We start from the raw sequence: 21,630 nt of genomic DNA on the forward strand, positions 1-21,630 counted from the left end.
CGGCCGTAGGCCGCTCGAGGGGAGGAGGTACTTAGTCTTCCTTGGCACGGCCCAGGTATTCGGCGGTGCGGGTGTCTACCTTGATGGTTTCACCGATTTCCAGGAACAGAGGAACCTTCACAACGGCGCCGGTAGCCAAAGTGGCCGGCTTGGTGCCGCCCTGGGCGGTGTCTCCGCGCAGGCCCGGATCGGTATCGGTAATTTCCAGGATTACGTGGTTGGGTGGAGTAACTGCCAGCGGAGAGCCGTTGTACAGGGTTACAGTGCAGATATCCTGTTCTTTGAGCCATTTTGAAGCATCGCCCACAGCATCGCTGCTGGCTTGGTGCTGTTCAAAAGTCTCGGGCTCCATGAAATGGTAAAACTCGCCATCGTTGTACAAGTATTCCATTTCGCGATCCATCACGTCCGCCGCTTCCAGGCTTTCACCGGAGCGGAAGGTGCGTTCCCATACGCGACCGGTTTTCAGGTTGCGAAGCTTCACGCGGTTGAACGCCTGGCCCTTACCAGGTTTGACGAATTCGTTTTCCACGATTGAGCAGGGGTCGCCGTCCAGCATCACCTTGAGGCCGCCCTTGAATTCGTTAGTGGAGTAACTAGCCATAGCAAATAGAGCCCTTTAAGTCATTTATCTATATGATTTTTAACGAGTTTTTTGTTTCTAGCCGATTCCGGCCAAGGCTGGGCTAACGCCCTCCGCTTCCGCCACAAATGGTAGCCGCAGGTAACTCGTCTGGCTGGGGAAAAGAGACTTCACCGCCAGCCCTGCATGATGGAGCGGGATTATACAGGAGGGTGGGAGCTTGAACGAATACCAGAGAGAAATGGAGGGGAGGCGTTCCGGTTGTTAAAGCCAAGCTGCAATTATTGCGGCAGCCGGCAGTGCAATGGGCTTTAGCCCATTGCACAAAAGCACTTAACTTAATGGGTCGTCCCCGCCGCCATAACCTTTTCTCTGCATGCGGCGCACAAAGTAAGCAAAAGTCGCTTGCGTGCGTTTTTCCTGGAGAATCCAGTCGTGGGCTTCGCGGCCCAGTTCGGGATCAATATCCTGGATGGTGCCGGCTGATTCAGCCAATATTTGCAGTTTGGCAGCGCGCTCGCACTGAACCGCCATTACACAGGCTTCCTCTACAGAGCGACAGGCCATAATCAGGCCGTGGTGTCCCAGTAGGATTGCACGCTTGTCCCCAATAGCGGCGGAAATCAGCTCGCCCTCGCTGTTACCCACGGGTACACCCGGCCAGTCTTTGAGGAAGGCAATATCCTCATACAACATGCAGGCGTCCATATGGGAAATCTTTAGCGGGCGCTCCAGCATGGAAAGCGCACATACGTGCATGGGGTGGGTATGCACGATGCAGTTCACATCGGGGCGCGCCCGGTAGATCCAGGAGTGAAAGCGGTTGGCCGGATTGGCCATGCCCTCTCCGGACAGTACTTCGAGGTCTTCGTTGACCTCCAATAAGTTGGATGAGGTAATTTCATCGAAGCCGAGGCCCAGGCGTTGGGTGTAATAAGTACCGGGTTTTTCCGCGCGGGCGGTAATTTGCCCAGCCAGGCCGGAGTCGTGACCATCGTTAAATAAAATTCGGCAAGTCAGCGCAAGCTTTTCTCTCAGAGACCACTCGGGGGTGCTGAGGTGCTGTTTCATTGCTTCACTGGCTCGTTCAACCAGTTCGTTTTTTGCCAGTGATAGTGTTTCAGCCATTGTTATCTCCAATTCTCACAGCAAGTCATATTAATTCTGCGATATTTAATAAATTTTCCTTTTTTATTTTCTTATCGCAGAATAATTTTTAAAAACCTAACTCAAAATGATTCGATCTCTGTCGAATTTATGTTGGTGGCATTTCCCTATGCCCGTGCTTTCTCCAACAACACCTGTGAGTGGGTTGATAAGTGCTTGCTCATTAAGCTGTAACAGCTTCAGCTTTTTTATGTTTAGTGGAGTGGTAGGCGGTTTCAATAGAATCGAAGAATTGTAAGCGAGCCTCTACAAGGTGGCGCCCGGCTTCGAGCATTATGTCCAGTTGGCTGGGATCCTTGGAGCCGATATCTACCATAATATCGCGAATGGTTTCTGCATGGCCGTCATCACATTCAATATGCAGCAGGAAAAATTGCATTTCTGTATCGGTTACACCGCAAGAGCGGAATCCGGCAACAATATCTGTATATAAATCGGGTACCAGGGCTTCGGCTCCCAGGCATAGGGCGCCCAATCCTGCACTGGCCCTGAGGTCCCGGCAGTTTTTGAACATGGTATCGATCAGGTGCTGAGTGCCTGGTAAAACTTCTGCGTTTTCCAGGGTCAAACCAAAATGCTCGAGGGTTTCGCGATAGATTTCTGCGTGGGGTTTGGGGCTGTCTGGTTCCAGGCCCAGCTCTTCCATTAGATTTTCGGCAAGCTCCAGGACTTCGTGGTTACTCGGGAGGTTTGCCATCATTGCACAGAGATATCTAACAAAAAATCCACTGTAAATACCTTGTTGAACCAAAAATATTTTTAATTCGTCCAGCGTAATGGAGCCTTCACGGCAACGCTTCAAGAAAGGATGTGCGCGAGTTTGCTCAATCAGTAGGTCTTTATTGGCTTCAAGCAATTCAAGCTGCATTTCCATTGGGTAATTCCTTTTTGTAATTCTAAACGTACTGTTTGAACACCTTTTAGGTGTTTTATTTATTTCTTGATAGTGTCCGCCTTTGGCGGGGTCGGCAAAATGGTTTTTCTTTGCCGGCGTTTAAATTAACACCGAATTATCCCTATTGTGAATAAGGGAATTATGAATTTTTTGATATTTGTTGATGGTTTTTGGAAGATGTTTTTTCTAGTGATAAAAATTTTATTAATAAATAATTTTTGCTTTGCTTTATCCTTGCCGAATTTTTCAAGGAAAATGTTTTTTGCTTCCTGAATTCACTGTGGAAATGTCGACTGTGTAGGTTTTCTTTATTGCAGTAGAGTGTTTTGTAGGGTAGGGGTTTTTATTGGTAGGTAGAGTGAATACTTGCTTCGCCGATAATGAGTCTACTCCTAAATTCAGGTAAAGAAGAGTTAAGGCTCTGGCTGCTTAAAGATACAGTCCAACTATCCGATATTTTTCCACAGAAGATTGGTGAATATTTTTTGATTATGTATATGGGTTTCTGCAAAAATAAATTCAGTTTATGTAATTACCCTAGGGAATCGATTTGAGGGTTCAACTAACTCACTAGATAGGATCTGAAACAGATGCCATTTCTCTAATGGGTTTGTGCGAATTCCCATGTCTACCTGGTCACGGCACCCTTTGTGGGGCATCACTGTCAGTGGTGGCGGGAGATTGCAGTGGGAGATCTGATACAATCTCTTATTTTGTAGTGTATCTCCATGATGGCGTCATCATCGGCCCCCGGTATAGAGCTTATCGACACACAGGAATCCCGCTGCTGGCGGGATGAGTTGTCTGATCTGGTCACTGATCCGGCAGAGTTGATTCAATTACTACAGCTAGACCCGCGTAAGCTCCCCAAGGCCTTGCAAGCAGCTTCTGGCTTTTCCCTGCGCGTGCCGCGCCCCTTTGTCCGGCGCATGCGTTGCGGCGATCCCGAAGACCCATTGTTGTTACAGGTTTTACCCGGTGCGGATGAGTTGAAGAAAGTGCCGGGATTTAGTGCAGACCCCCTTGAAGAGGCAGAAGCTAACCCTCTGCCTGGAGTCGTTCACAAATACCACGGGCGTCTACTGCTGATCACTGCGGGCCAGTGTGCGGTTAATTGTCGTTACTGTTTCCGACGTGAATTCCCCTACGGCGACAACCACCTAACTCGCAGACAGAGCCTGGCAGCTCTAGACTACATTCGCGCGCGCACTGAGCTGCGCGAAGTGATTTTGAGCGGCGGTGATCCTTTGGTAATGAGTGACCGTCAACTGGCCTGGCTCACCGAAGAGCTGGCCGAGATTCCCCATGTGGATAAGCTGCGAATTCACAGCCGCCTCCCGATAGTTGCTCCCAGCCGGGTAAACCAGAAAATGTTGGATTGGTTTACCGGTTCCCGCTTGAAGCCCGTGCTGGTGTTGCACTGCAACCACGCCAATGAAATTGATAGTGAGGTGCGGGAGTCTCTGCAAAAGTTGCGAAGCGCAGGGGTCACCCTGCTCAACCAAGCGGTGCTATTAAAAGGCGTCAATGATAGTCGCGAGGCGCTGGGTGCGTTGAGCGAATCCCTCTTTACAGCAGGAGTACTTCCGTACTATTTGCATCAGCTGGATCGGGTAAATGGTGCCGCACATTTTGAAGTCTCTGATGCGAAAGCGCTGGAGCTAATCGAACATCTCCGCCAGCAGTTACCCGGTTATCTGGTGCCAAAACTGGTGCGTGAAATCCCCGGCGTCCCATCAAAATCCCCGATCTTTGCTGAGAGTTGTTGAAACAGTGCAAAATTACTAGCTCCATTTACCTATTTGGTAGAGGCCTTTACGAGGGGATTGTCGGGTGGGTAAATATCGCCAAATTGATCTAGGCTAATTGTGTGATATCGGTGGCAGATATAGTTGGCGGATCGCCCCATTCAGCAGCGCTGTTTCACTTTATAGCGTTGAAATTAGGGACTCTTTAGGTTTGGATAGTTTGATTGGTGGCTTTGGCTTCGCAAATAAAAAAAGGTGGAAGCTTTTAGTGGAGAGTGTTGTGTGATTTAGGTCACAAGTACCAGTTTTATCTGCTCTTGTGCGCGATCCTCTACGCCCCCTAAAATTACCGCCAGCGGTAGCTGTGTGCCGCCATTAAAAAAATAGAGCAAATAATGAGTAGCAACGACACAATACGACTTCTCCTGATTCACGATACCCCGTCGGAAGCCCAGCGCCTTGTGAGTATGCTGCACAACGCAGGCCGTCCCAACCGAGCACAGCATGTGGCCAGCGAGGCTGTGTTTAACCGCCTGCTCCAGGATAAAACCTGGGATTTAGTGATCGCGGCTGAAAGCAGTACTCAGGTGCCCCCCTCGGTGGCGTTGCGCACCATCAGCAAGCTGCAAAAAGATGTCCCGGTAATTATGCTGACCGAGCGCACCGGTGCCCAACCCGTGGTGGAAGGTTTGAAGCTCGGAGCCCGCGATGTCGTAGTGGTGGATGAAGACCAACACCTTCTCTTTGTGATACAGCGTGAGCTGGGGGCACTCGCCAATCGCCGTCAGGCTCGCCTACACGACCGCCGCTATCACGCGACCCTTAACCGTGCCAAGGAGCTGCTTGATAGCTCCAAAGATGCCATCGCTTATATATCTGATGGCTTGATTGTCTACGCCAATGACTCCCTTGCAGAGCGCTTTGGTTACGACTCTGGCGAGGACATCGAGTACCAGCCATTGATTGATATGCTGGCTGAAAATGAGCAGGAAGAGGGGCGTGAATTCCTCAAAAGCTGCGCTATCGACAACAATGAGCTTGAGGCGAAAGAGTGGAAATTTACCGCTAAGACCGCCTCTGGCGATTCCCTGCCTACCCGCGCAGAAGTACTCAGCACTACCTACGACGATGAGCGCTGTCTGCAGGTGCGTATTGCCTCGCGCCGGGGTGATACGGAGCAATTGGAAGCGCAGCTCAGCGATATCAAGAATCGCGATCCGCTGACCGGGCTTTTCAACCGTCAGCACTTCCTGCAGGTACTGGATTCCAGCATCAAATCTGCAGCGGACTCCCACAATACTGGCGGTCTGATGCTGATAGAAGTGGATCGCTTTGAAGATGAAGTGTTGAAAGTTGTTGGAGTGGCAGGTGCCGATGCTCTGCAAAAAGGCATGGCGGAATTACTCAAGTCCTGTCAACGCAGTGGCGATACCCTGGCCCGGTACAGTGAAGATGCCTTTTGCCTGCTCAGCCCGAATACAACTCCGGACAGCATCGAGCAACGCGCGCAGGATATATTAAAGAAGATTTCCGACACCATCTTCGATGCAGATGGCAAAACCCTGCAAATTACTGCCTCTATCGGTATTTCCCTGATGAGTGAGGCCTCCAGCGGTGCGCAACAAGTGCTGGACCAAGCGCTATCTGCTCACAAGCAGGCTCTGGGTGAAGAAAAGAAAGGTGGGAATTTTGCGCTCTACGAGCCGGATACTGAAGGTGGTGCCGACGCCGATACCTATCATCGTGCACGGGTGGTTCAGGCCCTGGAGGCCGGCAGCCTGAAGCTGCTTTATCAGCCAATTCTCAGTTTGCAGGGAACTGGCGAGCAACTGTACGAAGTATTGGTGCGTATGCTCGATGACAAGGAAGAGCTGGCGCCGCTGGCCTTCCTGCAGGAACTCGGCGATGCGGGCCTGTCGGCGAAAATGGATCGCTGGGTAATTATTACCGCGATCAAGGCCGCCGCAGCCGCCAGGGCTGAGGGCAAGAATATTTCTTTGATGCTGCATATCACCACTGCTTCACTGGTGGACAGCAGCTTACCCGGCTGGCTGGGGGTTGCCTTCAAAGCTGCCAAGGTGGCGCCGGGAACGGTGATCTTCCAGTTGCGTCAGGAGGATATCAACAGCAACCTGCACGCGGCCCGGGACTTTACCACTCAGGTCCAGCAATTGGGTTGTCGCGTTTCGGTCTGTCATTTCGGCACCGGACTCAATCCGTTCAAGGCTCTTGAGCATGTGAAAGTGGATATCGCCAAGATCGATCCCTCCTTCGTGCGCGAGGTCCAGGATGAAGGCGAGAGCAGTGACTCCCTGGCAGGATTGGTACAGCGCTTGGGTGAGGCGGATACCAAGGTGATAGTGCCCCATATTGAGCAGGCCAGTATGCTGCCGACTTTGTGGCAGACCGGTACTGATTATATTCAGGGGTACTATGTGCAGGCACCGGCGGAGGATATGAACTTCGATTTCAGTCTCGAATAATCTCTTTCTGTAAGCTTTTTAAAAAACCGCACCGCCTTAACAGGGGTGCGGTTTTTTATTGCCTGCAAATTAGACGTTGTAGCGGCTGCGTAGGGCGGCGATGGTATTGCGCGCCAGGGCGCCGTACTGCGGTGCCGGTGCCGGTACCAACTCATCAGTTGTGCTTTCACTCCAGGCGCGCTGAATATGGTTTTGCCCCGCTTTCTGCTTATAGATCCTTGCCAGGCTGGCGTTGTAATTCTGACTGGTGACTGTATCCACGTGATACCAGTGGGCCTTGGCGCGGGAGTGGGAAACATCCATCAGCAGGTAACCGCGCCGGGTTATCTCCACCCACTTGAGGTATGGTATCAACCCGTCCATAGCAATCGCTGCAACATCCGTCAGGTGGGATTTGTCCAGGAAGCTGGAGGTTACTCCGGGGGTGACAAATTCTCCGCCGAGAGCACCGCGTCCGGTCAGGCGCCCGTATTTCAAAATACTGAAAGGATTGCTGGCCAGATCCCAGGCCCAGGAGCTGTGGATATCTCCGGTGAGGACGACAAAATTGTCGATATTATTGTCGGCAATATGGTCGAACAGGCGCTCGCGGGAAGCAGTGTATCCATCCCACTGGTCCATATTCACAGACAAATCCCTGGCCAGGGTGAGTTGCGCCATCATTACCTGTTGCCCCAATACCCGCCAGCGCACGCCATCCGACTGGGACTGGGTCAGGCTGTTGTGCAGCCATTGTTCCTGCTGGGTACCAAGGATGCTGCGCTCCGGGTCGTCGGCGGTCTGCTGATCGAACCAGTTGGCCTGCTCGGAGCGCGCGGCGATGCGGGTATCCAGCATCATCAGGTCCATCAGGTTGCCGAAACGGAAGCTGCGGTAGATGGCCCTGTCACCAAATAGATCAAAGATGCCGTTATCGCGGATGGGCATCCACTCGAAGTAGGCCTGGTTGGCTACCGAGCGGCGTACAAACCAGTCGCCCTCGCCATCTTGGACATTGTGGTTCTCAGCACCGCCAGCCCATGCGTTGTTAGTGGTTTCATGGTCGTCCCAGACACAGATAAATGGGTGTTGGCGGTGTACCTCCTGTAAATCCGGGTCGGAGCGGTACTGGGCGTAGCGCAGGCGGTAATCCTGGATATCCACCATTTCCTTGGCGGGGATTGGCTCTCGCCCCAGGCCCGTGCCGGTACCGTAGCCACCGGGTCCGTACTCGTAAATGTAATCTCCCAGGTGCAGTACCACATCCAGGTCTGCACGCAGGGCAATTTCCCGGTAAACATTGAAATAACCCATGGGATAGTTGGAGCAGCTGGTCACCGCGAAGCGCAGCTTATCCACATGGCCGATGGGCAGTGTGCGAGTGCGGCCTATGGGCGAGTCGATACCGTTAGAGTAGAAGCGGTAGTAGTAACTGGTGCCGGGTTGCAGACCGCTGGCATCCACTTTGATGGTGTAGTCCACATTAGGCCCGGTAATACCGCTGCCGCTATTGACCACCATGGCCATTTCCGGGTCCAGAGCGACCTGCCAGGTGTAGGGCACCATGGACTGGAATTCTGGATCTGCAGACGGAGTGATACGGGTCCAGAGAATTACGCGATCTGCCAGGGGGTCACCGCTGGCTACGCCGTGCTGGAAGGGCTCCTGGCCGGAACCGTAGGCTTTCAGTAGGGGCAGGGCCGCCAGGCTTGCGCCGGAAAATTGTAGAAACCGCCTCCGGGACAGAGACATGGGGTTCTCCTTATAGTGCTTGTTATAAAAGAGCCGCAGTCTGAATCTGGAAAGTGAACGATGTATTAATTCCCGGTCAGTATTTTTCTTCCCTCGCTGCTATTAGTCATGAAATTCGTCCTAAGGCGACGAAACTGAGACATTAATCTGGTTTATTGGCAAAACGCGGCATGACCGTCGGTACCCGTGGCTCGAGCGGGTGATCAGTGAGCCCCCTTACGGCGGGTGCAGAGTCCCCTGTCGTTTCTCATCTGCGCTCTGTCAGGTATCCTGTGGCGCAAATTGAAAAGCTGAACTCAGGGAGTAGACCCATGTTGCCCCGTTTACTGTGTACCAGTCTGATCGTTGGCGGCCTTGCCGTTGCCGGTGGCTGTTCCAAGTCGGAGCCTTCCAAGGCCGAAGTAGACAGTGCGAGCGCGCCGATGAAGGCGTCCGCTGTGATCGAGAAGAAGCCGGGTGTTGAAAAAGCGCCCCAGTCCGGAGTGGATTACCACTCTTTTGCCAACAGCAATGATTACCAGGTGCAACACCTGGATCTGGACCTGACTGTCGACTTCTCCCGCAAGGTTCTTGAAGGTGAAGCCAAGTTGGACTTCAAGCGTCTCAACGACAAGAACCTGCCGATGGTACTGGATACCCGCGAACTGGAAGTGGTTTCTGTATCCGCTAATGGCGCGCCAGTAAAATTCTCCATGGGCGAGAAAGACAGTCACCTGGGTACTCCGCTGAACATTGAGCTGCCGGAAGATGCCGATAGCATTACTATCCGCTACCGTACAGCGCCGGGCGCCTCCGGCGTTCAGTGGCTGGAGCCCCAGCAGACTGCGGGTAAAAAGCATCCGTTCCTGTTTACCCAGGCCCAGGCGATTCACGCGCGCAGCTTTATTCCACTGCAGGACTCCCCGAAAGTTCGCATCACTTACAACGCCACTGTACGCACTCCGAAAGAACTGCGCGCAGTCATGAGTGCGAACAATGACCCGCAGGCGGCCAAAGATGGCGTCTACGAGTTTGAAATGCCCCAGCGCATTCCCTCCTACCTGATTGCCCTGGCGGTTGGTGACCTGAAGTTCAAGCCCATGGGCGAGCGCACAGGTGTCTACGCTGAGCCCTCCATGCTGGAATCTGCAGCGGCGGAGTTTGCCGATACCGAATCCATGCTGGAAGTGACTGAAAAGGCTTATGGCCCCTACCACTGGGATCGTTATGACCTGCTAATTCTGCCTCCCAGCTTCCCCTTCGGTGGTATGGAAAACCCGCGCCTTAGCTTTATCACTCCGACGGTGATCGCCGGCGATAAGAGCCTGGTAGCCCTGATTGCCCACGAACTGGCCCACTCCTGGTCCGGCAACCTGGTGACCAATGCCAGCTGGCGCGACCTTTGGCTGAATGAAGGTTTCACTACCTACCTGACTAACCGCATTATGCAGTTCGTCTACGGTGATGAGCGCTACCAGATGGAAATGGCCCTGGGCTATGACGACCTGCAAGCGGATCTGGCTGATAAAGAGCCCCGCGATGAGATTATGGCGATCGACCTACGCGGACGTGACCCCGATGAAGTCTTCTCCAATATTCCCTACGAGAAAGGCTCCCTATTCCTGTATGAGCTGGAGCAGAAAGTAGGTCGCGAAGCGTTTGACCGCTTCCTGATGGAGTACTTCAACCACTTCTCCTTCCAGAGCATCACCACCGAGGACTTCGTCAAGTATCTCGACAAAACCCTGTTGGTTGAGCACGCCGACAAGCTGGACCGCGATCGTATCCTTCAGTGGATCTTCGATCCGGGTATTCCCGAAGGTGCGCCGCATCCGAAGTCCGATGCCTTCACTAAATTGGATCCAGTACGTCAACAGTGGCTGGACGGCAAACTGGTGGCGAAGGATATTGATACCAAAGGCTGGACTTTCCACCAGTGGAAGTACTTCCTCGATGGTATGCCGGAGAAACTGACGGAAGCGCAGTTGAAGGAATTGGACGGCGCCTTTGGCCTGACCGAATCCCGCAATAACGAGGTGGCTTTCAGCTGGCTGATGATCGCAGTGCGCAACGACTACGAGCCGGCCTTCGAGCGCCTTGAGAATTTCCTCACCAGTATCGGCCGCAACAAGTTCCTGCGCCCGCTATATCGCAATATGGTTGAGACGGGTAAAAAAGACGTGGCTGCACGCATTTTTGAGCGCGCCAAGGTGGGTTATCACCCGCTGACGGTAAAAGTAAATAGCCTGGTTATTTACGGTAAAAAAGAGAGTTAATCGCTCTCTTTTCCCAGTTGTCGCAATTCCCATAGGTCAATATGAGAGTTGCGGCAACTCTCCCCTTTCTTTTTCCCTTCCACTTTGGCTAATGCTAAAGTTTGCTTCACAAAATATTTTTTATGGGCATTCTTTCAGTTTGTTTTTATAGCTAAGTGAACTGGTACGATAGCGTGATTAATACGCCAGATTTCTGGCATAAAAATCATTAAACGGCTGTTCAAATGGATTGCCTTTGCGTACTCTGCTGCCCAGAGATTTTACTCAGGAAGGGAGGCACCTATGTATAAACGGGCTTTACTAATAGTCGTCCTGGGGCTTTTTCTTGCCAGTTGTGGGCAGAAACCCGGGCCCAGTGCTTGCACGGATCACAACAAGCGGCCGAGTTTCCCTTTCCCTCACGCGATGCTTTAAGAGCTAAGCCGGGTTATACCCCGAGCTTGGCAATTTGTTGGTCATTGAGACCAAATAAGTAGAGGGCGGCGTCCAGGCCAAACAGATTGATGGCCTGGGGGGCCTGTAGCCTCACCTTGGGCTTGGGGTGAATGGCGATACCCATTTCCCCTAAATTCAACATGGGAATATCGTTGGCGCCGTCACCCATAGCGACCACACTTTCCAGTGCCAAATCTAAGCTTCCGGCAATTTCCTGCAGTAACTTGCGTTTGCGATCGCCATCAATAATGGGTTCCACTACTTCGCCGGTGAGGGCCCCTTCGGCAAATGTCAGTTCATTGGCATGGATGTAATCCAGGGGCAGGCGCTCTCGCTGCAGGAATTTCGCGAAGTAGGTAAAGCCGCCGGAAAGCAGTGCCGTTTTGCAGCCCAGTGCGTGCAAGGCTGCCAGTAACTCATAGGCCCCTTCTTTTAACGGCAATTCCCGGGCAATTTCTGCCAAACGCTGCTCGGAAAAACCTTTTAGCAGGGCCATACGCCGTTTAAAGCTCTCGCAGAAATCTATGTCCCCGGCCATGGCAGATTGGGTGATGGCGGCAACCTGATCACCGATACCAGTAATTTTTGCCAGCTCGTCAATGACTTCAGCATCAATCAGGGTTGAATCCATATCAAAGCCCGCCAGCTTTGGCACTCTCTGGGTAACAGAAGCCTGGATTGTTAGGTCTACTCCCAACTCATCGGCCACTCCAAGGCAGGCCAGGCGCGCGCTGTCAAAATCTAGATCGCCATCAATTTGGAAGCGGATAACGGTGCGATCGCGTCTTTGTGCCAAAGTATCAGCGGCGAATAGGCTCCACTGTTGTTCATCAAAAAATCGCAGAAGGTATTGGAGTTGGGCCAGGGAGACAGAGGGGCTTAGCAGGGTGACACACCAAATGGCTTCAAGTGCACCCGGTTCTTCGGGGGACGGGGTAAAGTCCGTAGCCTCACCGGGAAAAGGGGCTGCACTGGAATACTCCAGGCCGAGCTTGGCGACTTGATCTCGATAGCTCAGGTAGCGCAGGGTGCCACTTCCTGGAGCCTGGGAAATCTGTTTCAGGGAGAGGTGGAATTCCTGTGAATTTATTTGATCACCCATAAGCTCTGTCCCGATTGAATTAAATGTCCGGCGCATTATAGCTCTTATGAGATTCTTCGCTAAAATTGCCGGGCTTTAATTTCATTGATTGCCGGTCAGCAGGGATTTTAATGGGCTCATTTCGAATGGGGAGTAAAATTTCTTTTCGAATTGTGCGAGTTGAGTTGAACTATTTCGCCGCCTGCTTTACCAATCGCTCAGGAATTAATTGGGTATGCACAATTTTGGTGCCTACCGTTAAAATGCTCGCTGCTCCAAAACAGCTGGGGCAACAGTAAAAAAACAATACGCAAGATGTCTGCCGCCGTTTATGTCAGTTTCCATTGTATCTATTCTTCGCAAAATACCGGCTCAATTAGCACAGTTGTCCAAACGCGCCCGCCAGCGTTTATTGGCACTGGTTATCTGGCTAACACTGGCAATATTTTGTGCGGCGGCACTGGGGCATTTTTATGGTCAGCAGCGCACCGGCCAGATAGAGCGAGACAGAGTTACTGCGAAGGCGGCAGCGACTATTCTCGCGGGGCAGAGCCTGGAGAGTATTGTGGCCGGGGATCGTATCAGTTTGCAGCTGATCGCTCGCCAGCTGCTGGAGCTTCCAATGGTTTCCGGCATTTTAATTGAGGATGTGGAATCGAATTCCCTGGCCGAAGTGGGGGACCTGAAAGAGGGGGAGACGATCACCGAGCCAGTGGTCCTGCACGATAGTATTGCCGGCAATATTACCGTAGCGTTTGAGCCCGGTAATTCCGTTACCTTCCCTTGGGCCAGCTTGTTGCTGACCCTCGTTTTTGCCCTGCCATTTAGTGCAGCTGCGGCCCTGCTTACCGGTAGCTTGTCCCGGGAGCGCAAATTGCCCGCACAAGTCACTGAGTCTGCTCAAGCTGTAGCTGAAGTTACCGAGCCCAGCGTTGGGCTTTATCTTCGCCCCCTCAACTGGGCGCAGTTGGGCAACCAGTTAAGTCGCAGCGCCCTGGAGGGTTTGCAGCGGGAGCTAGATGGACGCATGCGTTTGCTGCAGCGCATATACGGTGCCACCCCCCTGAGTTGCGCCGGGCCACAGATCGGCCTGGATTTCTCTGGCACCGATGCGGCCTTCCGCGCAGTCTGCTGTGGTTTATTGTTGCGGGAGATGCAGAGCGTTAGCCGTGCTACCGGTTTGAAGCTGGCTTTGGCGGTAGTCCCATCCCAGCCACAGAGTCCGGATTTCTGTGCCGATCAGCTACTCAACCAGTCCCGCGGCTTGTTTTTGCACCCGGAGCTTCTTGAGGACAGTTCCCTGGTGGGGCGAATTGAGCACCACGGTGCCGGTTGGGCACTGGAGGTGACTGGCCTAACCCCTTCCTATCAAAAACTTCTCAACAATCAGCTACAACAGCTGCTCGGCGCTGAGGCTACTCCCCACAGGACCCCTGTAGGCTAAGTGACTGGAAGTGCCTCAGGGTTCTTTTTTGGCGCGTGCTTTACGTTTACGTTAACGTAAACTCTTGCTAGGCTTGATGGCATCTTGAGGAAGTCGTTATGAAAGCAGAAGCAAGCCAAATGGAGCCCCATAGTTACAGCATTTCCGAGCTGGCGCGGGAGTTCGATATCACTACTCGCGCCATCCGCTTCTATGAGGACAAGGGCCTGCTCAATCCGGAGCGTCGCGGCCAGACTCGCGTCTATAGTCCCGAAGAGCGTGTGCGCCTGAAGCTGATCCTGCGCGGAAAGCGGCTGGGATTCTCCCTGGATGAGAGCCGCGAAATTATCGATATGTACGACCCGGCCCACGGCAATGTGGAGCAGTTGCACCGTCTATTGGAGCGCATCGCGCAAAAGCGTCTGCAGTTACAACAGCAACTGCGGGATATCGAAAGCCTGATGGAAGAGTTGGATGAAGCTGAATCCAGGGCCCGTGAGTCCCTGGCGCAAAGCGATGACAGCAGCGTTTCCTAAACAGATTTCGGCACTGTGCCAAGAGTGGCGCAGTTGCCTCATGTGGTATTGAACAGCCGCCAAGGCGGTTATTTGAATTAAAGACATTTTTAAATATCAGTGGAGCCGTTATGAACACCTCCTACCCAACCCTGAATTTCGGTCTCGGTGAAGACATCGATATGCTCCGTGACATGGTTTACAAGTTCTGCCAGGCGGAGCTGGCCCCGCGCGCGGCGCAGATCGATGAAGACAACCTGTTTCCAGCGGACATGTGGAAAAAGTTTGGCGAGCTGGGTCTGCTGGGCATGACCGTGGAAGAGGAGTTCGGCGGTTCCAATATGGGTTACCTGGCACACGCTGTGGCCATGGAAGAGATTTCCCGCGCCTCTGCTTCTGTGGGCTTGTCCTACGGTGCCCACTCCAACCTGTGCGTAAACCAGATCCGTAAAAATGGTACCCGCGAGCAGAAGCTCAAGTACCTGCCCAAGCTGTGTTCCGGTGAACATGTAGGCGCCTTGGCCATGAGTGAACCCAACTCCGGTTCCGACGTGGTAAGTCTGCAACTGCGCGCCGAGAAGCGCGGTGATCGCTTTATTTTGAACGGCAATAAAATGTGGATCACCAACGGTCCCGATGCCGATACCTACGTGATCTACGCCCGCACTGAGCCGGGCATCAGCTCCGGTGGTATCACTGCATTTATCGTTGAGCGCGGCTTTGCCGGCTTCTCCCAGGCACAAAAGCTCGACAAGCTGGGCATGCGCGGTTCCAACACCTGTGAGCTGGTGTTCGAAGACTGTGAAGTGCCGGAAGAAAATATCCTCGGTGAATTGAACGGCGGTGTACGCGTATTGATGAGCGGTCTCGACTACGAGCGCACGATTCTCTCTGGAGGCCCTGTCGGAATTATGCAGGCCTGCCTGGATGTGGTGGTTCCCTATATTCACGAGCGCAAGCAGTTCGGCAAGGCCATCGGTGAGTTCCAGCTGATGCAGGGCAAGATCGCCGATATGTACGCTGACCTGAATGCCAGCCGCTCTTACCTGTACGCTGTGGCCCGGGCTTGTGATCGCGGTGAGGACTCGCGCAAGGACGCCGCCGCTGTAATCCTGTTTACTGCGGAGCGCGCAACACAGACGGCCCTGCAGGCTATCCAGACACTGGGCGGCAATGGCTACATCAACGAGTACGCCACTGGTCGTCTGCTGCGCGATGCCAAGCTCTACGAAATCGGCGCGGGCACTTCTGAAGTGCGCCGTATGCTGATTGGTCGCGAGCTGTTTAAAGAGACCCGCTAAGGCTGGGCATTTCTTCTCGCCGCCGGCGCCTGCCGGCGGCAGCTGTCTCCAGCCGGGCACTGCGGCAATAAGCTGCGCCCTGTGGAGGTCTTTTCTCCGGGAAAGTGAATCGGACTTTATGAATCAGTTGCAGAGCAAAATAAACACGCGCGATACCGCCTTTGGCGAAAACCGCGAGCAGATGCAGGCGCTGGTGGCAGACCTGCGCGAGAAAGTGGAAGCCATCGCCCAGGGCGGCGGCGAGCGCGCAAGGGAAAAACACCTGGCGCGAGGAAAATTATTGCCACGGGACCGTATCGATGCGCTGCTCGATCCGGGTAGCCCTTTTATGGAATTTTCCCAGCTGGCCGCTCACGAGGTTTACGGTGAGGATGTTCCGGCTGCGGGTATTATTACCGGCATCGGCACCGTCTCCGGTCAGCCCTGTGTGATAGTAGCTAACGATGCCACTGTAAAAGGCGGAACCTATTATCCCCTCACAGTAAAAAAACACCTGCGCGCGCAGACCATCGCCGAGCAGAACAATCTGCCGTGCATTTACCTGGTGGATTCCGGTGGTGCTAATTTGCCGCGCCAGGACGACGTTTTCCCTGACCGTGAGCACTTCGGTCGCATCTTCTTTAACCAAGCCAATCTCTCTGCACAGAATATTCCGCAGATCGCGGTGGTTATGGGTAGCTGCACCGCCGGTGGAGCCTATGTGCCGGCCATGGCAGACGAATCCATTATGGTGAAAGAGCAGGCCACCATCTTCCTGGCGGGCCCGCCCCTGGTGAAAGCGGCCACCGGTGAAGAAGTTTCCGCGGAGGAACTTGGCGGTGCCGAGGTGCACTGTCGCACTTCCGGGGTTTCCGATCACTACGCCAATAATGATGTACACGCCCTGCAGTTAGCGCGCCGCTCTGTAGCGCGCCTGAACCGCATCAAAAATCCCGGCCTGGATATCCAAAAGCCAGTGGAGCCGATTTATCCACCGGAAGACATTTACGGCGTAGTGCCCAAAGATTCGCGCCAACCGTTTGACGTGCGCGAGATTATCGCGCGGGTTGTGGACGGATCTGAGTTCGATGAATTTAAAGCGTTGTACGGCACCACCCTGGTAACCGGTTTCGCCCGTATCCAGGGCTACCCGGTGGGAATTGTTGCCAACAACGGCATCCTGTTTGCGGAGAGTGCGCAGAAGGGCGCGCACTTTATTGAGTTGTGCGCGCAGCGCAAGATCCCGCTGGTGTTCCTGCAAAATATCACCGGCTTTATGGTGGGCAAACAGTACGAGGCGGGCGGTATCGCCAAACACGGCGCCAAGATGGTGACCGCTGTCGCTACCGCCAAGGTGCCCAAAATTACCATCCTTATCGGCGGCTCTTTCGGCGCCGGTAACTACGGTATGTGTGGCCGCGCCTACGATCCCAACTTCCTGTTTATGTGGCCCAATGCGCGCATTTCGGTTATGGGGGGTGAACAAGCTGCTGGCGTATTGGCCCAGGTGAAGCGCGACCAGATGGCCGCCCGGGGTGAATCCTGGAGCGAAGAGGAAGAGCGCCAGTTTAAGCAGCCGATTGTGGATAACTACGAACACCAGGGGCACCCATACTACGCCTCCGCGCGCTTGTGGGATGACGGCGTTATCGATCCGGCGGATACCCGCCGCGTGCTCGGTCTGTGCCTGGCGGCGGCCAGCCACAAGGAACCGGAAGAGACCAAGTTCGGCGTGTTCCGCATGTAAGGAACCGTGGTTGCGGCGCCAGCGAAATGTTCCGGTGCCGCTTTTGATAGACGCCCCAATCGAGGAATTACAATGAGCGATAAATTGCTGTGCGAAGTGGATAGCGAGGGCGTGGCCACGGTCACCCTGAACCGGCCGGAAATCCACAACGCTTTTGATGATGAACTGATCCACGAGCTGGCCACCACCTTTGACACCCTGGCGCAAAACCCCGCTGTACGTGTGTTGGTACTGGCCTCCAATGGCAAGAGCTTTTCTGCCGGAGCCGACCTCAACTGGATGAAGCGCATGGCGACTTATTCAGAAGAGGAAAACCGCCGCGACGCAGCTGCGCTCGCCGCCATGCTGTACAAGCTCGACACTTTTCCTGCGCCCACCATTGCGCGAGTACAGGGCGCCGCTTTTGGCGGGGCCGTGGGCCTGGTGAGCTGCTGCGATATGGCCGTGGCCTCTGAGCGCGCCAGCTTCTGTTTATCCGAAGTCAAAATCGGTTTGCTGCCCGCCACCATCAGTCCCTATGTCATCAATGCTATTGGCACTCGCCATGCGCGTCGTTACTTTGTCACAGCGGAACGTTTCCCCGCTGAACGCGCGGAACAGATCGGTTTGGTATCCGAAGTCTGTGCCGAGGCTGATCTGGACCTGCATGTGCAGAAATTAGTGAATGCCATTGCCGACAATGGCCCCAAGGCAGTCGCCATGGCCAAGCAACTGGCTATGTCCATGTCCAACCGGGTTATCAACGATGAATTGCAGGGCCAGACCAGCGCGCTGATCGCTGCCGTGCGTGTGTCGCCGGAAGGACAGGAAGGGTTGAGTGCGTTTTTGGAAAAGCGTGCACCCAGTTGGATGAATGGTAGCGAAGGGTAATTTTTATGATTCGCAAACTGTTAATAGCTAATCGCGGCGAAATTGCCTGTCGCATTATCAAGACCGCGCGCCGCCTGGGGGTGGCCACTGTCGCCGTTTATTCCGATGCGGATGCTGACGCTCTGCATGTGCAGATGGCGGACGAAGCGGTGCACCTGGGTCCGGCCCCGGCCAGGGATTCGTATCTGGATATCGACAAAGTATTGGGTGCTGCCAAGCAGACTGGTGCCGATGCCATCCATCCGGGTTATGGCTTCCTGTCGGAAAACGCGGAGTTTTGCCGCGCCTGCGATAGCAACGGCATTATTTTTGTCGGCCCACCCACCGGCGCGATTGAGGCGATGGGCTCCAAGTCCGCAGCCAAGCGTATTATGGAAGAGGCCAATGTGCCCCTGGTGCCCGGTTACCATGGCACCAATCAAAATGAAGAGCTGTTGGAAGGCCATGCCAATCGCATCGGTTACCCGGTATTGCTGAAAGCTGCTGCCGGCGGCGGTGGTAAGGGCATGCGCCGTGTCGACAGTGCCGATGAATTCCACGAAGCTCTGGCCGCTGCCAAGCGTGAGGCCATGAATGCCTTTGGCGACGACATTATGTTGCTAGAGCGCTATGTGGTGAGTCCCCGCCACGTGGAAATCCAGGTGTTCTGTGATCAGCAGGGCAATGGCGTCTACCTGTTTGAACGGGATTGCTCGGTGCAGCGCCGCCACCAAAAAGTAGTGGAAGAAGCTCCCGCACCGGGCATGACTCCGGAGCTGCGCGCCCGCATGGGTGAAGCGGCCCTGCGCGCGGCCCACGCGATTGGTTACGTGGGGGCCGGCACGGTGGAGTTCCTGCTGGATGCCAGCGGTGCCTTCTACTTTATGGAAATGAATACCCGCCTGCAGGTGGAGCACCCGGTGACGGAAATGATCACCGACCAGGACCTGGTGGCCTGGCAGCTGTCAGTTGCCGCTGGCGATACCCTGCCCATGAGCCAGGATGAGCTGCAGATCAACGGCCACGCCATGGAAGTGCGGATCTACGCCGAAGACCCGGACAATGATTTCCTGCCGGCAACGGGCGTGTTGGTGCGCCACCAGCCCCCGGCGGAAGGCGAGGGTGTGCGAGTGGATACCGGTGTGCAGACCGGCGATGAAATCAGCGTGCATTACGATCCGATGATCGCCAAATTAATCTGCCACGGCCGCACCCGCAAAGAAGCCCTGGCCAAATTGGATCGCGCACTGCGTGATTACCAGATTGCTGGTGTGCGCCACAATATCGAATTCCTGCGCCGAGTGATCAATCACCAGGCATTTGCCAGCGGTTGTATTTCGACGCACTTTATCGAGGACTACGAGGCGGAAGTACTGCACCAGGAGCAGACACTGACGCGGCTGAAATGTGCTGCTATTGCCGGTTATTTGCAGCAGCGTGAAGAGCGCGATCTTCGCAATAGCGCACCGCAGCGGGATCCTTTCTCTCCTTGGCACAATGGTGATAACTGGCGCAATGCTCTGGCTGGCAGTCGCACCCAGACGGTGGACTACCGTGGCCAGCACGCTCAAATTCGCATTGTTGCGGAGGGTGATAGCCTGCGCTGGACTTGCGATGCCTTGCCTGAGGAACAAAACAGCGGTGAGATTCGCCTGCTGCCGGGACGTGACTTGATGTTGGTGGATGGCCGCCGCATGAGTTTCTCCGCCGTGGATACCCGCGATGGCGGTGCTGTATTTATCGATGGCACCCAGGTGGAATTCAAGCTGTTGCCACCGGATATCGGTGAGAGCAATGACCAGGCCCACGGCCTCGATGCCCCCATGAACGGCACCATAATTTCGCTGCTGGTTGAGCCCGGCTCTACGGTGGAAAAAGACCAGCCGCTACTGGTAATGGAAGCCATGAAAATGGAACACACCCTGCGGGCTCCAGCCGCCGGCACCGTGCAGCAGTTCTTCTGTGCCGAAGGTGAATTAGTGGATGGCGGTAGTCTGCTGGTGGATTTTGCCGGGGAGGAGCAATAATGACTTTGCCCAAACAGGTCAAAATTGTCGAAGTGGGCCCCCGCGATGGGCTGCAAAATGAAAAGCAGCCTATCTCTGTGGAGACCCGTATCGCTCTGGTGGACAAGCTCAGTGCCAGTGGGCTGTCGGTTATTGAAGCCGGCAGTTTTGTCAGCCCCAAGTGGGTACCGCAAATGGCCGCCAGCGAGGAAGTGCTGGCGGGTATCCAGCGCAAAGACGGAGTTATCTACAGCGCGCTCACGCCAAACTTAAAAGGCTATGAGCGTGCAGTGGAAGCCAAAGCGGATGAGGTCGCCGTATTCGGCGCGGCCTCAGAAGCCTTCACCCAGAAAAATATTAATTGCAGTATTGCTGAGAGTCTTGAGCGCTTCCGTCCACTGGTGGAAAAAGCGAAGCAAAACGGTATACCCGTGCGCGGATACGTATCCTGCGTACTTGGTTGCCCCTATGAAGGCGATATTGATCCGGCCAAAGTGGCAGAAGTTAGTGCCGCTCTATTGGAAATGGGTTGCTACGAAATTTCCCTCGGCGACACCATCGGTGTCGGCACCCCGGAATCCGCCAAGCGTATGCTGGAGCAGGTAATGACCCGCGTGCCTGTGGAAAAACTTGCGGTGCATTTCCACGATACCTACGGCCAGGCATTGGCCAATATCTACGCGGCCTTACAAATGGGTGTCGCAGTAGTAGATTCCGCCGTAGCCGGCCTGGGCGGCTGCCCCTATGCCCGTGGCGCTTCCGGTAATGTTGCCAGTGAGGATGTACTTTATATGCTCAATGGCATGGGTATTGAAACCGGCGTGGATTTACAGTTGCTGGCAGAGGCTGGGAACTTTATTTCTGAACAGCTGGGGCGGGAGACTAACTCCCGTGTGGCTAAGGCTTTGGTGCCCTGCTGAAACTATGATGTGGTTCACATTAGACAGCTAGTTTTGCCTCTAGTGTGAACTTTTTATAAACCTCTTTCCTTTCTATGGTTGTTTTCAATTGCTCTTCAAGTTACGTTTTTCTTGTTTCTCTTTTTAATAGGTCTTTATGGTTTTCCTTGGTTTTTTTCAAAATTATAAATATAAAGAGATGGGGGTCTGAAGTATTTATAATTCAGGTTTTGATCTTTTTATAATTTCTTAGCTGGTTTAGATAAATATTGCATTAACTAGCTTATTATGAGTGTTGTGTGTTTATGGATTAGCCTCCATTTGTAGGAAGAATGATATGCTTCCCGTAGTTTTTATACTTGATGTCCATTCCGGGTACTATCGTTTTATTAACTTATGTTGTCCATATTAAATTATTTTGATTCTTACTATTTGTTGTTGGAAATTCCCTTTAGACGATTTAGAGCTAGTAATACTTTGTTAGTGATTTCTTATCATGGGTCTTGGCTTGATTAGAGCGTTAGAGTTGTTGA

Annotated in this window: 15 protein-coding genes; 10 read left to right on the plus strand and 5 right to left on the minus strand. The window is 53.8% G+C overall.

Annotated elements, in window-relative coordinates:
* Positions 1–31 precede the first annotated feature (31 nt).
* The 3 genes from efp to ACJJI4_RS22365 all read right to left on the minus strand — a co-directional run bounded on the left by efp (position 32) and on the right by ACJJI4_RS22365 (position 2,624).
* Positions 32–604 (minus strand): elongation factor P, encoded by a 573-nt coding sequence (efp, locus tag ACJJI4_RS22355; protein WP_108731510.1) that lies wholly within the window; start codon positions 602–604, stop codon positions 32–34.
* Positions 605–916: 312 nt separating this feature from the next.
* Positions 917–1,711 carry an aldolase gene (locus ACJJI4_RS22360; protein WP_444911975.1) on the minus strand — a complete coding sequence of 265 codons (795 nt, stop codon included), beginning with the start codon at positions 1,709–1,711 and terminating at the stop codon, positions 917–919.
* 202 nt (positions 1,712–1,913) lie between these two features.
* Complete coding sequence (locus tag ACJJI4_RS22365; RefSeq protein ID WP_444926508.1) at positions 1,914–2,624, minus strand: iron-containing redox enzyme family protein; 711 nt, start codon at positions 2,622–2,624, stop codon at positions 1,914–1,916.
* Positions 2,625–3,373: 749 nt separating this feature from the next.
* Here ACJJI4_RS22365 and epmB point away from each other — a divergent pair.
* Together epmB and ACJJI4_RS22375 are read left to right on the plus strand one after the other, a co-directional pair.
* A complete protein-coding gene (gene epmB, locus ACJJI4_RS22370) occupies positions 3,374–4,414 on the plus strand; it encodes an EF-P beta-lysylation protein EpmB (protein ID WP_444926509.1) in 1,041 nt (346 codons plus the stop codon).
* A gap of 374 nt (positions 4,415–4,788) precedes the next feature.
* The gene (locus ACJJI4_RS22375; protein WP_444926510.1) at positions 4,789–6,876 is read left to right on the plus strand and encodes a GGDEF/EAL domain-containing response regulator; all 2,088 of its coding nucleotides are present in this window, start codon (positions 4,789–4,791) and stop codon (positions 6,874–6,876) included.
* A 69-nt stretch (positions 6,877–6,945) separates the two neighbouring features.
* On the opposite strand, the gene ACJJI4_RS22380 is transcribed toward ACJJI4_RS22375, so the two are convergent.
* Complete coding sequence (locus ACJJI4_RS22380; RefSeq protein ID WP_444926511.1) at positions 6,946–8,607, minus strand: alkaline phosphatase D family protein; 1,662 nt, start codon at positions 8,605–8,607, stop codon at positions 6,946–6,948.
* 311 nt (positions 8,608–8,918) lie between these two features.
* Here ACJJI4_RS22380 and ACJJI4_RS22385 point away from each other — a divergent pair, with 311 nt between their 5' ends.
* On the plus strand, positions 8,919–10,862 hold the full coding sequence (locus ACJJI4_RS22385) for a M1 family metallopeptidase (RefSeq protein WP_444926512.1): 1,944 nt from the start codon (positions 8,919–8,921) through the stop codon (positions 10,860–10,862).
* Positions 10,863–11,289: 427 nt separating this feature from the next.
* Here the strand turns inward: ACJJI4_RS22385 and serB are convergent, their stop codons facing one another.
* On the minus strand, positions 11,290–12,399 hold the full coding sequence (gene serB / locus ACJJI4_RS22390) for a phosphoserine phosphatase SerB (RefSeq protein WP_444926513.1): 1,110 nt from the start codon (positions 12,397–12,399) through the stop codon (positions 11,290–11,292).
* A gap of 310 nt (positions 12,400–12,709) precedes the next feature.
* Between serB and ACJJI4_RS22395 the strand changes: the two genes are divergently transcribed.
* The 7 genes from ACJJI4_RS22395 to ACJJI4_RS22425 all read left to right on the plus strand — a co-directional run bounded on the left by ACJJI4_RS22395 (position 12,710) and on the right by ACJJI4_RS22425 (position 21,118).
* On the plus strand, positions 12,710–13,822 hold the full coding sequence (locus ACJJI4_RS22395) for a hypothetical protein (protein ID WP_444926514.1): 1,113 nt from the start codon (positions 12,710–12,712) through the stop codon (positions 13,820–13,822).
* 98 nt (positions 13,823–13,920) lie between these two features.
* On the plus strand, positions 13,921–14,337 hold the full coding sequence (locus ACJJI4_RS22400; RefSeq protein ID WP_444911985.1) for a MerR family transcriptional regulator: 417 nt from the start codon (positions 13,921–13,923) through the stop codon (positions 14,335–14,337).
* Positions 14,338–14,447: 110 nt separating this feature from the next.
* On the plus strand, positions 14,448–15,617 hold the full coding sequence (locus tag ACJJI4_RS22405; RefSeq protein ID WP_444926515.1) for an isovaleryl-CoA dehydrogenase: 1,170 nt from the start codon (positions 14,448–14,450) through the stop codon (positions 15,615–15,617).
* A gap of 118 nt (positions 15,618–15,735) precedes the next feature.
* Positions 15,736–17,343: a carboxyl transferase domain-containing protein gene (locus tag ACJJI4_RS22410; RefSeq protein WP_444918863.1), complete on the plus strand. Its 1,608-nt coding sequence runs from the start codon at positions 15,736–15,738 to the stop codon at positions 17,341–17,343.
* A gap of 72 nt (positions 17,344–17,415) precedes the next feature.
* Entirely contained in the window at positions 17,416–18,213 is a 798-nt protein-coding gene (locus tag ACJJI4_RS22415) for an enoyl-CoA hydratase/isomerase family protein (RefSeq protein WP_282934596.1), read from the plus strand.
* Positions 18,214–18,218: 5 nt separating this feature from the next.
* A complete protein-coding gene (locus ACJJI4_RS22420; protein ID WP_444926516.1) occupies positions 18,219–20,219 on the plus strand; it encodes an acetyl/propionyl/methylcrotonyl-CoA carboxylase subunit alpha in 2,001 nt (666 codons plus the stop codon).
* Positions 20,219–21,118, plus strand: coding sequence for a hydroxymethylglutaryl-CoA lyase (locus ACJJI4_RS22425; RefSeq protein ID WP_444926517.1), 900 nt, complete (start codon positions 20,219–20,221; stop codon positions 21,116–21,118). Before ACJJI4_RS22420 ends, ACJJI4_RS22425 begins: the two co-directional genes overlap by 1 nt.
* The last annotated feature ends 512 nt before the right edge of the window (positions 21,119–21,630 follow it).

Source organism: Microbulbifer maximicatervae (SeqCode), assembly GCF_052467305.1.

Excerpts from the sequence above, each read along its gene's own strand:
- ACJJI4_RS22365 (WP_444926508.1), bottom strand. The coding sequence starts at position 2,624 with ATGGAAATGCAGCTTGAATTGCTTGAAGCCAATAAAGACCTACTGATT.
- ACJJI4_RS22425 (WP_444926517.1), top strand. The coding sequence starts at position 20,219 with ATGACTTTGCCCAAACAGGTCAAAATTGTCGAAGTGGGCCCCCGCGAT.
- ACJJI4_RS22360 (WP_444911975.1), bottom strand. The coding sequence starts at position 1,711 with ATGGCTGAAACACTATCACTGGCAAAAAACGAACTGGTTGAACGAGCC.
- ACJJI4_RS22395 (WP_444926514.1), top strand. The coding sequence starts at position 12,710 with ATGTCAGTTTCCATTGTATCTATTCTTCGCAAAATACCGGCTCAATTA.
- efp (WP_108731510.1), bottom strand. The coding sequence starts at position 604 with ATGGCTAGTTACTCCACTAACGAATTCAAGGGCGGCCTCAAGGTGATG.
- ACJJI4_RS22400 (WP_444911985.1), top strand. The coding sequence starts at position 13,921 with ATGAAAGCAGAAGCAAGCCAAATGGAGCCCCATAGTTACAGCATTTCC.
- ACJJI4_RS22385 (WP_444926512.1), top strand. The coding sequence starts at position 8,919 with ATGTTGCCCCGTTTACTGTGTACCAGTCTGATCGTTGGCGGCCTTGCC.
- serB (WP_444926513.1), bottom strand. The coding sequence starts at position 12,399 with ATGGGTGATCAAATAAATTCACAGGAATTCCACCTCTCCCTGAAACAG.
- ACJJI4_RS22405 (WP_444926515.1), top strand. The coding sequence starts at position 14,448 with ATGAACACCTCCTACCCAACCCTGAATTTCGGTCTCGGTGAAGACATC.
- epmB (WP_444926509.1), top strand. The coding sequence starts at position 3,374 with ATGATGGCGTCATCATCGGCCCCCGGTATAGAGCTTATCGACACACAG.
- ACJJI4_RS22420 (WP_444926516.1), top strand. The coding sequence starts at position 18,219 with ATGATTCGCAAACTGTTAATAGCTAATCGCGGCGAAATTGCCTGTCGC.
- ACJJI4_RS22380 (WP_444926511.1), bottom strand. The coding sequence starts at position 8,607 with ATGTCTCTGTCCCGGAGGCGGTTTCTACAATTTTCCGGCGCAAGCCTG.
- ACJJI4_RS22410 (WP_444918863.1), top strand. The coding sequence starts at position 15,736 with ATGAATCAGTTGCAGAGCAAAATAAACACGCGCGATACCGCCTTTGGC.
- ACJJI4_RS22415 (WP_282934596.1), top strand. The coding sequence starts at position 17,416 with ATGAGCGATAAATTGCTGTGCGAAGTGGATAGCGAGGGCGTGGCCACG.
- ACJJI4_RS22375 (WP_444926510.1), top strand. The coding sequence starts at position 4,789 with ATGAGTAGCAACGACACAATACGACTTCTCCTGATTCACGATACCCCG.